Source organism: Enterobacter sp. Ap-1006, from assembly GCF_011752835.1.
In the GTDB taxonomy this organism is placed as follows: domain Bacteria; phylum Pseudomonadota; class Gammaproteobacteria; order Enterobacterales; family Enterobacteriaceae; genus Cedecea.
Window position 1 is genome coordinate 118,989 of the sequence record NZ_VWWU01000002.1, and the last position, 13,323, is coordinate 132,311.

Below are 13,323 nucleotides of genomic sequence, written 5' to 3' on the forward strand. Positions count from 1 at the left end.
GGGGTCACAAAAAAATGACCGCCGCCTATTGCATTAGACTGACTGGTCTACTACATTTGAGCGCATGAATCGACATCCTGAACACGACACTCGCGAACATCTCCTCGCCATTGGCGAGCGGCTGTGCCTTGCCCGGGGCTTTACCGGCATGGGGTTAAGCGAATTGTTGCGCACCGCAGAAGTGCCCAAAGGCTCTTTCTACCACTACTTCCGCTCAAAAGAAGCGTTTGGCGTGGCAATGCTGGAGCGCTATTACCAGGCTTCTAATCTGCGCGTGGCGGAACACTTTTCGCACGGCGAAGGCAATTATCGCCAGCGCCTGCTGAAGTGGTACCAGGATATGCTGAGCTACTTCTGCCAGAGCGGAAACCTGAGTAACTGCCTGATAGTGAAACTCTCAGCAGAAGTCTGTGATCTTTCGGAAGATATGCGTGGCGCGCTGAATAACGGCGGCTCACAGCTAATCTCTCTGCTTGCTGATGCCCTGGAGAAAGGCCGCAGCGAAAAAAGCCTGCGCTTTGAAGGCGAAGCGCTGGAGCAGGCCATGGTGCTGTACTCGCTGTGGGTAGGCGCCAGCCTGCAGGCAAAAATTTCCCGCAGCGCGCTGCCGCTGGAAAGCGCGCTAGCACACGTAAGAATCCTATTGGCAGAACCTGTCGCCTGACAGGTTTTTTATTTACTGAATTACTAGACGACCGGTCTACTTGAGGAAACACCATGTCAGCAGATAAACTGTTTACGCCGCTCAAAGTTGGCGCTATTACCGTACCAAACCGTATCTTTATGGCTCCGCTGACGCGCCTGCGCAGTATTGAGCCAGGGGATATCCCAACCCCGCTGATGGGGGAATATTACCGCCAGCGCGCCAGCGCCGGGCTTATCATCAGCGAAGCAACCCAGATGTCCGCCCAGGCTAAAGGCTACGCCGGCGCTCCGGGCCTGCACAGCGAAGAGCAAATCGCCGCGTGGAAAAAAATCACCGCTGGCGTGCACGCTGAAAAAGGCCACATGGCGGTACAGCTGTGGCACACCGGCCGTATTTCCCACTTTACCCTCCAGCCAGGCCAACAGGCTCCGGTCGCGCCTTCCGCGCTGAGTGCCGGGACCCGTACCTCGCTGCGTGACGAAAACGGCAACGCCGTTCGCGAAGATACTTCCATGCCTCGCGCGCTGGAACTGAACGAAATTCCGGGCATCGTGGATGACTTCCGCAAAGCAATTGGCAATGCACGTGACGCCGGTTTTGACCTGGTTGAGCTGCACTCTGCCCACGGCTATCTGCTGCACCAGTTCCTGTCTCCTTCTTCTAACCACCGTACCGACGAATATGGCGGCAGCCGCGAGAACCGCGCTCGCCTGGTGCTGGAAGTGGTTGATGCCGGGATCAAAGAATGGGGTGCCGACCGCATCGGGATCCGCGTATCACCGATTGGCTCCTTCCAGAACGTGGACAACGGCCCGGACGAAGAGGCTGACGCGCTGTACCTGATTGAAGAGCTGGGCAAACGCGGCATTGCTTATCTGCATATGTCCGAGCCGGACTGGGCCGGTGGCGAACCGTACACCGAGGCATTCCGTGCCAAAGTCCGTGAGCGTTTTAGCGGTGTGATCGTTGGCGCTGGCGCCTATACCCCGGAGAAAGCGGAAGATCTGATCGGCAAAGGCCTGATCGACGCCGTCGCGTTTGGCCGTTCGTTCATTGCCAACCCGGACCTGGTCGCTCGTCTGCACAAAAATGCCGAGCTGAACCCACAGCGCCCAGAGTCCTTCTATGGCGGCGGCGCGGAAGGCTACACCGACTACCCAACGCTGTAACTCCGCAGTACCTTTCATTGATAGCGGCGCGCAAACGCCGCTATACTCAACGACTCCAGAAATAACTGTCTCATTCGACGAGGATTTTATGCGTCTACTTCATACCATGCTGCGCGTTGGCGACCTGCAACGCTCCATCGAGTTTTATACCAAAGTGCTGGGCATGAAATTGCTGCGTACCAGCGAAAACACCGAATACAAATACTCTCTCGCATTTGTCGGCTATGGCGATGAAAGCGACACGGCGGTTATCGAACTGACCTATAACTGGGGCGTGGACAGCTATGAGCTGGGCACCGCTTACGGCCACATCGCGCTGAGCGTGGATAGCGCCGCAGACGCCTGCGAACGTATTCGCAATAACGGCGGCAACGTGACCCGTGAAGCCGGCCCTGTAAAAGGCGGCACCACCGTTATCGCTTTTGTTGAAGATCCGGACGGTTACAAAATCGAGCTGATCGAAGAGAAGCACGCGGGCAAAGGCCTGGGTAACTGATTTTCAGGCGATTAGCGTCAAACAAGGTGCGTGTTGTGCGCTCTGAAGGTTGCTAATAAAGAGGGAAAAAGCGTGCTTTTTCCCTCTTTGTGGTTAACAGATGAAAATCAATGAATTGATTTTTCTGGTTTATTTCATAATGACTTCGGGCCGCCTCTCCTATTATTGGTGAGTTATCCACACCCTGAAGGCGCACGTTGTGCGGCCTTTACTGCAACACTCCCCGAAATTTGCCATAATGCGCGCTGCATTTTCCCCGTATTAAGAGAAGCTGATGTCAGACAACACGCAATTGCATGGCCTGTGCGACCGTTTTCGTGGTTTTTATCCGGTAGTGATCGACGTTGAAACCGCAGGTTTTAACGCTAAAACCGATGCGTTACTGGAAATCGCCGCCGTTACCCTGAAGATGGATGAAGACGGCTGGTTATCCCCCGACGAAACGCTGCACTTCCATGTCGATCCGTTTGAGGGCGCGAACCTGCAACCTGAAGCCCTGGCGTTCAACGGTATTGACCCGCATAACCCCCTGCGTGGTGCCGTCAGCGAATACGATGCCCTGCACGCGATTTTCAAAACCGTGCGAAAAGGCATTAAAGACAGCGGCTGCAGCCGGGCGATTATGGTGGCGCACAACGCCACGTTCGACCACAGCTTTATGATGGCGGCGGCAGAGCGAGCCTCTTTGAAACGCAACCCGTTCCACCCGTTTGTGACGTTTGATACCGCGGCCCTGAGCGGCCTGGTGCTGGGGCAAACCGTGCTGGCCAAAGCCTGCATCGCCGCAGGCCAGAAGTTTGACAGCTCGCAGGCCCACTCCGCCCTGTACGACACCGAGCAAACCGCCCTGCTGTTCTGCGAAATCGTCAACCGTTGGAAGCGCCTCGGCGGCTGGCCGCTGCCGCTGGCCGACGAACCGGAATCTGAAGCATAAAAAAAGCGACCTTAGGGTCGCTTTTTTACTGGCCGGCGAAATTATTCTGCGCCTGGCTCTTCAGATTTGTGCTTCTCTGCAGTCTCTTTGATCAGCGCCTGCAGTTCGCCGCGCTGGTACATCTCGATGATGATGTCGCAGCCGCCGACCAGCTCACCGTCCACCCACAGCTGCGGGAACGTTGGCCAGTTAGCGTATTTTGGCAGCTCAGCACGAATGTCCGGGTTCTGCAGAATATCCACATAGGCGAAACGCTCGCCGCAGGCGGACAGCGCCTGAACGGCCTGAGCGGAGAAGCCGCAGCTCGGCAGCTTCGGGGAACCTTTCATATAGAGAAGAATCGGGTTCTCTGCGATCTGGCGTTGAATTTTTTCAATAGTGCTCATTGTCTTGCTTCCTCAAACCTTGATACGGCAATAGCCTGCCATTGTAGCCAGTTGCGCCCCGGGCAGAAAACACCATTTTTATCAGGGTTTCTCTTTCCCCCGCCTGGCGCGCAAACATACCTTAAGAATAACACTTTTACGGCGCGCGAAAATGAGCAATTTGCTTCATTCAAGATCAATTAAACAGCGGATAACACCCTGGAATGGCTAATTTTTTAGCTATAGCTTCCACTTTTGACCGTTAAATAGTATTTGCCTATTAACATTATCGGCTTTTATGCATTAGAATCGTCGGGTTTCGCAAAAATCATACGCAGGCATGATGGTTAGTATCGTGTCTTCATTTATCAGGGGATTGACGAGTGGCGCGGATAAATAAAATCTCTATCACGCTATGTGCTCTGCTATTTGCTTTGCCCTATACTCCATTGGCGCAGGCGTCCGAGCACGCCCGCCATCCTGTTGCACAAAAAGGCCATCCGGCCAAGACAACAACCAGTAAAAGCAACAAGGGTAAAGAGAAAGCAAAATCGAAGGTCAGCACAGCCTCCACAAAGAAGTCCGGTAAAAAAACAACCTCACCGGCGAAAGCCAAAGTGGCAAAACACACCACCTCAGGCAAAAGCAGCACCTTCTCTAAAACTAGCAGCAAAAAAACCTCGCAGAAATTAGCCCTACAGCCAGCCTCAGCCACCGTTACCTACACTGAAAAATGCACTCATCGTAAAGGGCATAAAAAGCAGTGCGTTAAGGTGAAGTCGGAAAAAAATCTGAGCATCGCGCAGGCGCATAAAGTGCGCGTGCAGAAAGCGCAAAAAACGGCCATGAACAAGCTGATGGGGCAAATTGGAAAACCGTATCGCTGGGGAGGTACTTCCCCACGCACAGGTTTCGACTGCAGCGGGCTGATTTATTACGCTTATAAAGATCTGGTGAATATCCGTATTCCACGCACCGCCAATGAAATGTATCACCTGCGCGATGCCTCCTCCGTTGACCGCGGCGAACTGGAAAGCGGTGACCTGGTGTTCTTCCGTACCCAGGGCCGTGGCACCGCCGATCACGTTGGCGTCTACGTTGGCAACGGGAAGTTTATTCAGTCCCCGCGCAGCGGCCGCGATATTCAGATCACCTCCCTGAGCGAAGATTACTGGCAGCGCCATTACGTGGGCGCCCGCCGGGTCATGACGCCAAAAACTATTCGTTAAACTTATCGCGCCCTTTCGGGCTAATCAGACTGATTAAAATATTAACAGCCCGGCACGGGCTGTTTTATTTTGTTGTTTCATTGCGCTTTTTTGCACTCTCGTAATTTGCTAACCTTATGACCACACAAAATGTAGTTATATTGTGAAGCAAAATAACAAGGAGTGAAGCCATGTCGTTCGAACTACCCGCCCTGCCCTATGCCAAAGATGCGCTGGCACCGCATATCTCAGCCGAAACCCTCGAATACCATTACGGCAAACACCACCAGGCCTACGTCACTAACCTGAATAATCTGATCAAAGGCAGCCCGTTTGAAGGTAAAACGCTGGAAGAGATCGTGACAGGATCTGACGGCGGGATCTTCAATAATGCGGCCCAGGTCTGGAACCATACGTTCTACTGGCACTGCCTGGCGCCGAATGCCGGCGGGGAGCCGACCGGTGACGTGCTGGCAGCCATCAACCACGCTTTTGGCAGCGTGGAAGCCTTTAAAAAGCAGTTCACCGAAGCGGCCATCAAAAACTTTGGCTCCGGCTGGACATGGCTGGTGAAAAATAGCGACGGCAGCCTGGCTATCGTCTCGACCTCTAACGCAGGCACCCCGTTAACAACCGGAGCAAAACCGCTGCTGACCGTGGACGTATGGGAACATGCTTACTACATCGATTACCGCAACGCGCGCCCGGTTTATCTCGACCACTTCTGGGCGCTGGTCAACTGGGAATTTGTTGCGCAAAACCTGGCGGGCTGATTTTTAGCGGTTAACCATGAAGGAGAGAAGCAACGCTTTTCTTCTGTATACGAGAAGGGCCGCGAAAGCGGCCCTTTGTAAATCAGTGCAGGACGGCGGTTAGCGCCCCGGCAACAATCAGACTCAGTACGATAACCGTAGTCACCACGGAAAACTTCAGATCGGTACTCATCGTAAGCTCCTTTTATTTCCCTACAAAGTGTATGTGGGGTGATTTTCCCACAATTAGCGATAAAAATCCTGCTGGATTTGCACAGATATCGGTTTTCCCTCTTCCACTTTGCCCCGGGATAAGCCAAAATCCTTCGCTAATTTACCGCGTATCGCCCGGCAACGCCCTCCTCCCGCTGTATGTCGCATCCCCGACAGGCCTGCAACCAACGTGTTGCCCCAGGAGTTAGCGAAGGCAAACGTTTAACACATGAGTTATCAGGAGTTTACGATATGGTCTGGAGTGACATCTAATGGCAACGATTAAGGACGTAGCAAAGCGCGCAAACGTTTCCACTACCACTGTGTCACATGTCATTAACAAGACCCGTTTTGTGGCGGAAGAGACGCGCAACGCCGTCTGGGCAGCTATCAAAGAGCTGCACTATTCGCCTAGCGCCGTGGCTCGCAGCCTGAAGGTCAACCACACCAAATCTATCGGCCTGCTTGCCACCTCAAGCGAAGCCCCTTATTTTGCGGAAATTATTGAATCCGTTGAGAACAGCTGTTTCGCCAAGGGCTACACCCTGATTCTGGGCAACGCGCACAACAACTTTGAAAAGCAGCGCGCATACCTGTCCATGATGGCGCAAAAACGCGTGGATGGGCTGCTGGTCATGTGTTCCGAATACCCTGAGACGCTGCTTTCAACCCTGGAAGAGTACCGCCATATTCCGATGGTGGTGATGGACTGGGGCGAAGCTCGTGCGGACTTTACCGATTCCGTGGTCGATAATGCCTTCCACGGCGGCTACCTCGCGGGCCGCTACCTGATTGAACGTGGCCATCGCGATATCGGTGCTATTCCGGGTCAGCTGGAGCGAAATACCGGCGGCGGCCGCCATGCAGGGTTCCTGAAGGCGCTTGAAGAAGCCAATATCAAAGTGCCGGATAACTGGGTGGTTCAGGGTGATTTCGAACCAGAGTCTGGTTATCGCGCCATGCAGCAACTGCTTAACCAGCCGCATCGCCCTACCGCCGTTTTCTGCGGCGGCGATATTATGGCCATGGGTGCAATTTGCGCCGCAGACGAAATGGGGCTGCGCGTGCCGCAGGACATTTCTATCATCGGCTACGACAACGTGCGCAACGCCCGCTATTTCTCTCCGGCGCTGACCACAATCCACCAGCCGAAAGAGCGCCTGGGCGAAACGGCGTTTAACATGCTGCTCGACCGCATCATTAATAAGCGCGAAGAGTCGCAGACGATTGAAGTCCATCCTCGTCTGATTGAACGCCGCTCGGTGGCTGACGGCCCGTTCCGCGATTACCGCCGCTAAGCCTCTTCGGGGGCCGGGAATATGTTACCCGGCTCCTGCAGCCACTCCTGATTCATCGTTTCACTGTCACCCAAATAGTCCAGCAGCCAGCTCAAAGCGGGCGAAGCATCATCCTGCCGCCAGGTTAAGCAGCAGGCCGCGTCCGGGAATGGATTCTCCAGCATCAGCTCTTTCCAGTCGCCCCTGACGAGCCACGGCTGTGCAATGTGCGTGGGCACCATACCAATGCATAATCCCGCCGTCAGGCAATCCGCTCCTGACGCCCAGTCCGGCACCACCACGCGACGCTGGTTGTCCAGCAGCCAGGTAATGCGCTTGGGTAACGAACGGGATGTGTCTTCCAGCACAAGGGATGGCCAGGGACGAATGTCATCATCCAGAATGATGCCTTCCCGTTGCGCAAGCGGATGGTCAGCGGAAACCACGCAGCGCCAGCTCAGCGCCCCCATGTCCCGAAATGCGTAACGCCCCCCGACCGGGATAGCCTGCGTGGCGCCAATCGCCGCCTCAACTCGCCCGTCGGCAAGCGCATCCCACACGCCGTTGAACACTTCCTGGGAAACCCTTAACTCGATATCAGGGAAATGACGATAAAAATCCAGCACCAGCTGGCGAGTACGCTCAGGTTTAACGATATTGTCTACCGCAATGGACAGGTGCCCACGCCAGCCGTTCGCTATCTGCTGGCACTGCTGGCGCGTTGCCATCATTTTTTTGATAACAGACCGACCTTCTTTAAGAAAAAACGCCCCGGCGGCGGTCAGTTCAACGTCCCGATGACGCCGTTCAAACAGCGGCACGGCCAGCCACTCTTCAAGCTGACGCACCGTGTAGCTGATGGCAGAAGGCACGCGATGCAGCTCCTGGGCTGCACCGCTAAAGCTGCCGTTTCGCGCCACGGCATCAACCACTTCCAGCGAATATTCAGACCACATATTTCTGCCTGCAAAAAATTTGAATGCAATTTGCAAATATTAGCGTTTCACAAGCGGTTTTGCACTCCGTAGACTCCTGCCCCGTTAACCTGCTATCAAAATCAAGAGTGAAATATGCAACCATCAAAGGGATTTCTTATCTGGCTTGCGGGGCTGAGCGTGCTGGGTTTCCTGGCCACCGACATGTACCTGCCCGCCTTTGCCGCTATTCAACAAGATCTGGGTACCACCGCCTCCGCCGTGAGTGCCAGCCTGAGCCTGTTCCTCGCCGGCTTTGCTTTTGCCCAGCTAATCTGGGGCCCGCTTTCCGACCGCTTCGGGCGTAAACCTGTGCTGTTGATTGGCCTGGCCATGTTTGCCGCCGGCTGTATCGGGATGCTTTGGGTGCAGGATGCCACCACGCTGCTGGTGCTGCGCTTTATTCAGGCCGTGGGCGTCTGCTCGGCCGCAGTTAGCTGGCAGGCTCTGGTGACGGATTATTATCCCGCCAACCGCGCCGGTCGCATTTTTGCCACCATCATGCCGCTGGTCGGGCTTTCTCCGGCGCTTGCCCCGCTGCTCGGCAGCTGGCTGCTGAACCATTTTGAATGGCAGGCTATTTTCGCCGTGCTGTTCGCCGTCGCTTTGCTGCTGATGATCCCCACGCTGCGCCTCAAGCCCCGGACTCAGCACCACGAGCAAACCGAAGGCAATAAAGTCAGCTTCTTCTCTTTATTACGTTCCCGCGTTTACGGCGGCAACGTGCTGATTTACGCCGCCTGTTCCGCCAGCTTTTTCGCCTGGCTTACCGGCTCGCCGTTTATTCTGAATGAGATGGGCTACAGCCCTGCGGCGATTGGCCTGAGCTACATGCCGCAGACTGTCGCTTTCCTGGTTGGTGGCTATGGCTGCCGCAGCGCGCTGCAAAAGTGGACTGGCAAACAGCTACTTCCGTGGCTGCTGGCCCTGTATACCCTGAGCGTGGTCGCCACCTGGGGCGTGGCGATGAGCGGCCATGCTAATCTGACGCTACTGCTTATCCCATTCTGCGTGATGGCCGCGGCGAACGGCGCCATCTACCCTATCGTGGTGTCCTCGGCCCTGCTGCCTTTCCCGCAGGCAACCGGGAAAGCCGCAGCCCTGCAAAACACCCTGCAGCTTGGGCTTTGCTTCCTGGCAAGCTTAATGGTTTCCTGGCTGGTCACTACGCCGCTGCTGACCACCACCAGCGTGATGCTGGCGACAGTCCTGCTTGCTGGGCTGGGCTATGCCCTGCAACACGCGGCCCAACGCGAAGCACCAAACAAGGGCCACAGCGAGCTGTCCCGCGCACAGTAACCTGCATGATAATGTGAATGTTGTGTGATTAGCTTGCTAACAATATTCCATTGAACCCTCAATTAAACGGGCTTATAGTAATTGCGGTTCTACGATAAGCCTTATCAATTTTATTTTGCGGAAGCCGGAGCGCTTCCGTTTTTCCATGGATGGCCTTTCAGTAAGGGAGAATCCCCCCTTTCTCTGTTCTACGTCGGATATCAGGCACGCGGAATTTTCCGTGAGAGTTCTCACAAGCCGGGAATAGCGTCTACGCTGTTTTAAGGTTCTGATCACAACAAGGTGATGGAGAAGCTATGAGTTCATCGTGTATAGAAGAAGTGAGCGTACGAGATAACGAATGGTATCGTATCGCAAATGAAATGCTGAGCCGGGCAGGTATCACCCTCAACGGCCCAAACCCCTTTGATATTCAGGTCAAAAACCCGAACTTTTTTAAACGTGTTCTGCAGGAAGGTTCTCTCGGCCTTGGCGAAAGCTATATGGACGGCTGGTGGGAATGTGAACGGCTGGATATCTTTTTCACTAAAGTCCTGCGTGCCGGGCTGGAAAACCAACTCCCCCACCATTTCAAAGATACCCTGCGCATTGCGGCGGCAAGACTGGTTAACCTGCAGTCTAAAAAACGCGCATGGATAGTCGGGAAAGAGCATTACGATCTTGGCAACGATCTGTTCAGCCGGATGCTGGACAAGCACATGCAATACTCCTGCGGTTACTGGAAAGACGCGACAAATCTCAGCGACGCACAGGATGCCAAGCTCAAAATGATCTGCGAAAAACTGCAGCTGAAACCCGGTATGAAGCTGTTGGATATCGGCTGCGGCTGGGGCGGTCTGGCCGAGTTTGCAGCACGCAACTATGGCGTATCCGTCTTTGGTGTGACGATCTCCGCGGAACAGCAAAAAATGGCGCAGGCGCGTTGCAAAGGCCTGGATGTCACCATCCTTTTACAGGACTACCGCGACCTGAACGAACAATTTGACCGCATTGTTTCCGTCGGCATGTTTGAGCACGTCGGGCCTAAAAATTATGCCACCTACTTTGACGTTGCCGACCGCAACCTCAAGCCGGACGGCATTTTCCTGCTGCACACAATAGGTTCTAAAAAGACCGACAATAATGTCGATCCGTGGATCAATAAGTACATTTTCCCTAATGGCTGCCTGCCGTCGGTGCGGCAGATTGCCGACGCCAGCGAACCGCATTTTGTGATGGAAGACTGGCACAATTTCGGCGCCGACTATGACAAAACGCTGATGGCCTGGCACGAGCGTTTTCTGGCAACCTGGTCAGAAATCGAAGGCAACTATTCTGAGCGCTTTAAAAGGATGTTTAGCTACTACCTGAATGCCTGCGCCGGCGCTTTCCGGGCGCGCGACATTCAGCTCTGGCAGGTTGTCTTCAGCCGGGGCATTGAGCACGGCCTGCGCGTACCTCGTTAAAACAGACCCGGTGAATGCCGGGTTTTCTTCTTTTCAATTGTCTCTCTTTGCGCACCAATGTGATTCACCTCACAGGTTTAGCCCTGTCTGCGCTTAGCGGCTTGATCTGCTTAACAGATATTATTTCCTGGGATGGAAACCGGTTTCATCAATCACAGACAATCTGGGCATTAGCCGTATCAATGATTGCCTGTCGGAGATGGCAGGTCAGACCGTGAGGATAACGATGAAATACGCATTTCCTGAGCATTTCTGGTGGGGCAGCGCAGCCTCCGGCCCACAAACCGAGGGCGAAGCGCTGAACTTTGGCAAATCTGAAACCATCTGGGACCGATGGTTCGCCGAGCAGCCCAACCGTTTCCACCACGGCGTCGGGCCGCAAAACACCTCAACTTTTTATCAGCGCTGGAAGCAGGACATCGCCCTGCTGAAAAAGCTCAATCACAATACTTTCCGCACCTCCATTTCCTGGGCTCGTCTGATTCCCGAGGGCACGGGTGAAGTCAACCCGCTGGCGGTTGACTTCTATAACCAGGTGATTGACGAACTGTTGGCTCAGGGCATTAAGCCATTTATCAACCTGTACCACTTTGATATGCCAATGGTGATGCAGGAAAAAGGCGGCTGGGAAAGCCGTGAAGTGGTTGACGCCTACGCCGCTTACGCCAATACCTGTTTCGAGCTTTTCGGCGATCGCGTGAAGCACTGGTTTACCTTCAACGAGCCGGTTGTTCCGGTTGAATGCGGCTACCTCTATGACTACCACTACCCTAACGTGGTGGATTTCAACCGCGCGGTGACCGTCGCTTACCACACCATGCTTGCCCACGCTAAAGCGGTCAAGGCTTACCATGCCCGCAGCGATGACGGCCAGATTGGCATCATTCTCAACCTGACGCCATCTTACCCTCGTTCACAAAACCCGGCTGACGTAAAGGCCGCCAACCTGGCCGACCTGATGTTTAACCGCAGTTTCCTCGACCCGGCACTGCGCGGTGAATATCCTGCTGAGCTGGTCGCGTTCCTGAAAGAGCACGATAAACTTCCGGCCTGTCAGCCTGAGGACAAAGCCCTGCTCGCCACGGGTGTCGTAGACTTACTGGGGATTAACTACTACCAGCCGCGCCGCATTAAGTGTCGCGACACGCTGGTTAACCCGGAAAGTCCGTTTATGCCGGAGTGGTTCTTTGAGTCCTACGAAATGCCGGGTCGCAAAATGAACCCTTATCGCGGCTGGGAAATCTACGAGCGCGGGATCTACGACATTCTCACCAATCTGCGTGAAAATTACGGCAACCCGGCCTGCTATATTTCAGAAAACGGCATGGGCGTCGAAAACGAACAGCGCTTTATCGACAACGGCCAAATCAACGATGATTACCGGATTGATTTCGTTCGTGACCACCTGAAGTGGCTGCATAAGGGCATCAGCGAGGGCAGCAACTGCCTTGGCTACCACATGTGGACCTTTATCGATAACTGGTCGTGGTGTAACGCCTACAAAAACCGCTATGGCTTTGTGTCGCTGGATCTCACTACCCAGCAGCGCACGATTAAGAAAAGCGGCGAGTGGTTTATGAAAACTGCAGTCGAAAACGGGTTTAACGAAGAAGATTAATCCTGATTAAGAACGAGAAACGGGGCCAACTGGCCCCGTTTTTAATGGCTAAAGAATGTTTATTCGCTAGCGGGAATCGCCGCTGCTATTGCCGCTTCACGGCTCGCCAGCACGCGTTCAACGGTGTCGACAATTGCCTGGGTCTGCGGGTCAATTTCAATGTTCACGCGCTGCCCCAGTTTTTTAGCACCAAGCGTAGTGCGCTCCAGTGTTTCAGGGATCAGATGCACGCAAAAACGCGTGGCGGTCACCTCACCCACCGTCAGGCTGATCCCGTCGATGCCCACATAACCTTTATAAAGGATATATTTCATCAGGGTCTTATCCTGAATCTTAAACCAGATTTGGCGGTTATTTTCTGAGGTCAGAATCTTTGAAATTTCGGCCGTGGTCATAATATGACCCGACATTAAATGTCCGCCGATTTCGTCGTTAAATTTGGCAGCACGCTCAACGTTCACGCTGTCGCCCACGCTTAGCTCACCGAGGTTGGTGATGCGCAACGTCTCTTTCATCAAATCAAAGCTAACGTGATTGCCGTTGATTTCGGTTACGGTCAGGCAGCAGCCGTTATGCGCCACCGAAGCCCCGGTTTCGAGGTCTGGCAGCATTTCAGTCGGCATATCAATAACGTGGGTGCGGAAATTCGGTTTCTCATCGATGGAAACCAGGGTCGCCGTGCCCTGCACAATACCTGTAAACATCTAAAAACTCCTGGCAATTCGCAGACGGTAACGCTACCGCCATTAACAGACATTTTCGCACTTTAGCAGTTGGAAAATCAGCTTGCCAGTGCGGGGCGTGCGCTGACTCTATTTTTGACTGGCGTATAAATAAACTCCCGCTACAATAGACTGGTTATTTCCCCAGTTCATCTTCTTGCTGCCTGTTTTGGCGGCTTTTTTAGTCTCTCATACATATAAAAAT

At 54.1% G+C, this 13,323-nt stretch carries 14 protein-coding genes; 10 read left to right on the plus strand and 4 right to left on the minus strand.

Features of this window, described 5'->3' with window-relative positions; all coding sequences use genetic code 11:
* Positions 1–64: 64 nt before the first annotated feature.
* The 4 genes from F3J28_RS07885 to rnt all read left to right on the plus strand — a co-directional run bounded on the left by F3J28_RS07885 (position 65) and on the right by rnt (position 3,245).
* Positions 65–664 carry a TetR/AcrR family transcriptional regulator gene (locus F3J28_RS07885; RefSeq protein ID WP_008456467.1) on the plus strand — a complete coding sequence of 200 codons (600 nt, stop codon included), beginning with the start codon at positions 65–67 and terminating at the stop codon, positions 662–664.
* A 53-nt stretch (positions 665–717) separates the two neighbouring features.
* Entirely contained in the window at positions 718–1,815 is a 1,098-nt protein-coding gene (locus tag F3J28_RS07890; RefSeq protein WP_166874745.1) for an alkene reductase, read from the plus strand.
* A gap of 88 nt (positions 1,816–1,903) precedes the next feature.
* Entirely contained in the window at positions 1,904–2,311 is a 408-nt protein-coding gene (gloA, locus tag F3J28_RS07895) for a lactoylglutathione lyase (RefSeq protein ID WP_166874747.1), read from the plus strand.
* 274 nt (positions 2,312–2,585) lie between these two features.
* Positions 2,586–3,245, plus strand: coding sequence for a ribonuclease T (gene rnt, locus F3J28_RS07900; RefSeq protein ID WP_008456473.1), 660 nt, complete (start codon positions 2,586–2,588; stop codon positions 3,243–3,245).
* A 41-nt stretch (positions 3,246–3,286) separates the two neighbouring features.
* Here rnt and F3J28_RS07905 read toward each other — a convergent pair whose 3' ends face one another.
* Positions 3,287–3,631 carry a Grx4 family monothiol glutaredoxin gene (locus F3J28_RS07905; RefSeq protein WP_008456474.1) on the minus strand — a complete coding sequence of 115 codons (345 nt, stop codon included), beginning with the start codon at positions 3,629–3,631 and terminating at the stop codon, positions 3,287–3,289.
* Between the two features lie 362 nt (positions 3,632–3,993).
* Here F3J28_RS07905 and F3J28_RS07910 point away from each other — a divergent pair, with 362 nt between their 5' ends.
* Both F3J28_RS07910 and sodB read left to right on the plus strand, forming a co-directional pair.
* The gene (locus tag F3J28_RS07910; protein WP_166874750.1) at positions 3,994–4,839 is read left to right on the plus strand and encodes a C40 family peptidase; all 846 of its coding nucleotides are present in this window, start codon (positions 3,994–3,996) and stop codon (positions 4,837–4,839) included.
* 170 nt (positions 4,840–5,009) lie between these two features.
* Complete coding sequence (gene sodB / locus F3J28_RS07915; RefSeq protein WP_166874752.1) at positions 5,010–5,591, plus strand: superoxide dismutase [Fe]; 582 nt, start codon at positions 5,010–5,012, stop codon at positions 5,589–5,591.
* A gap of 82 nt (positions 5,592–5,673) precedes the next feature.
* Here the strand turns inward: sodB and cydH are convergent, their stop codons facing one another.
* Entirely contained in the window at positions 5,674–5,763 is a 90-nt protein-coding gene (gene cydH / locus F3J28_RS07920) for a cytochrome bd-I oxidase subunit CydH (RefSeq protein WP_008456477.1), read from the minus strand.
* A 292-nt stretch (positions 5,764–6,055) separates the two neighbouring features.
* Here cydH and purR point away from each other — a divergent pair, with 292 nt between their 5' ends.
* Complete coding sequence (gene purR, locus F3J28_RS07925; protein ID WP_008456478.1) at positions 6,056–7,081, plus strand: HTH-type transcriptional repressor PurR; 1,026 nt, start codon at positions 6,056–6,058, stop codon at positions 7,079–7,081.
* On the opposite strand, the gene punR is transcribed toward purR, so the two are convergent.
* On the minus strand, positions 7,078–8,016 hold the full coding sequence (punR, locus tag F3J28_RS07930) for a DNA-binding transcriptional activator PunR (protein ID WP_166874755.1): 939 nt from the start codon (positions 8,014–8,016) through the stop codon (positions 7,078–7,080). The genes purR and punR overlap by 4 nt on opposite strands.
* Before the next feature lie 114 nt (positions 8,017–8,130).
* On the opposite strand from punR, the gene punC reads away from it, so the two are divergent.
* The 3 genes from punC to gmuD all read left to right on the plus strand — a co-directional run bounded on the left by punC (position 8,131) and on the right by gmuD (position 12,396).
* Positions 8,131–9,333, plus strand: coding sequence for a purine nucleoside transporter PunC (punC, locus tag F3J28_RS07935; protein ID WP_166874758.1), 1,203 nt, complete (start codon positions 8,131–8,133; stop codon positions 9,331–9,333).
* A 296-nt stretch (positions 9,334–9,629) separates the two neighbouring features.
* Entirely contained in the window at positions 9,630–10,778 is a 1,149-nt protein-coding gene (gene cfa, locus F3J28_RS07940; RefSeq protein ID WP_166874760.1) for a cyclopropane fatty acyl phospholipid synthase, read from the plus strand.
* 226 nt (positions 10,779–11,004) lie between these two features.
* Positions 11,005–12,396 (plus strand): 6-phospho-beta-glucosidase GmuD, encoded by a 1,392-nt coding sequence (gene gmuD, locus F3J28_RS07945; protein ID WP_166874762.1) that lies wholly within the window; start codon positions 11,005–11,007, stop codon positions 12,394–12,396.
* Between the two features lie 59 nt (positions 12,397–12,455).
* On the opposite strand, the gene F3J28_RS07950 is transcribed toward gmuD, so the two are convergent.
* Complete coding sequence (locus F3J28_RS07950) at positions 12,456–13,100, minus strand: riboflavin synthase (protein ID WP_008456483.1); 645 nt, start codon at positions 13,098–13,100, stop codon at positions 12,456–12,458.
* Between the last annotated feature and the right edge of the window lie 223 nt (positions 13,101–13,323).

Coding starts and splice junctions, on each gene's coding strand:
- F3J28_RS07885 (WP_008456467.1), top strand. CDS start 65: ATGAATCGACATCCTGAACACGACACTCGCGAACATCTCCTCGCCATT.
- F3J28_RS07890 (WP_166874745.1), top strand. CDS start 718: ATGTCAGCAGATAAACTGTTTACGCCGCTCAAAGTTGGCGCTATTACC.
- gloA (WP_166874747.1), top strand. CDS start 1,904: ATGCGTCTACTTCATACCATGCTGCGCGTTGGCGACCTGCAACGCTCC.
- rnt (WP_008456473.1), top strand. CDS start 2,586: ATGTCAGACAACACGCAATTGCATGGCCTGTGCGACCGTTTTCGTGGT.
- F3J28_RS07905 (WP_008456474.1), bottom strand. CDS start 3,631: ATGAGCACTATTGAAAAAATTCAACGCCAGATCGCAGAGAACCCGATT.
- sodB (WP_166874752.1), top strand. CDS start 5,010: ATGTCGTTCGAACTACCCGCCCTGCCCTATGCCAAAGATGCGCTGGCA.
- cydH (WP_008456477.1), bottom strand. CDS start 5,763: ATGAGTACCGATCTGAAGTTTTCCGTGGTGACTACGGTTATCGTACTG.
- purR (WP_008456478.1), top strand. CDS start 6,056: ATGGCAACGATTAAGGACGTAGCAAAGCGCGCAAACGTTTCCACTACC.
- punR (WP_166874755.1), bottom strand. CDS start 8,016: ATGTGGTCTGAATATTCGCTGGAAGTGGTTGATGCCGTGGCGCGAAAC.
- punC (WP_166874758.1), top strand. CDS start 8,131: ATGCAACCATCAAAGGGATTTCTTATCTGGCTTGCGGGGCTGAGCGTG.
- cfa (WP_166874760.1), top strand. CDS start 9,630: ATGAGTTCATCGTGTATAGAAGAAGTGAGCGTACGAGATAACGAATGG.
- gmuD (WP_166874762.1), top strand. CDS start 11,005: ATGAAATACGCATTTCCTGAGCATTTCTGGTGGGGCAGCGCAGCCTCC.
- F3J28_RS07950 (WP_008456483.1), bottom strand. CDS start 13,100: ATGTTTACAGGTATTGTGCAGGGCACGGCGACCCTGGTTTCCATCGAT.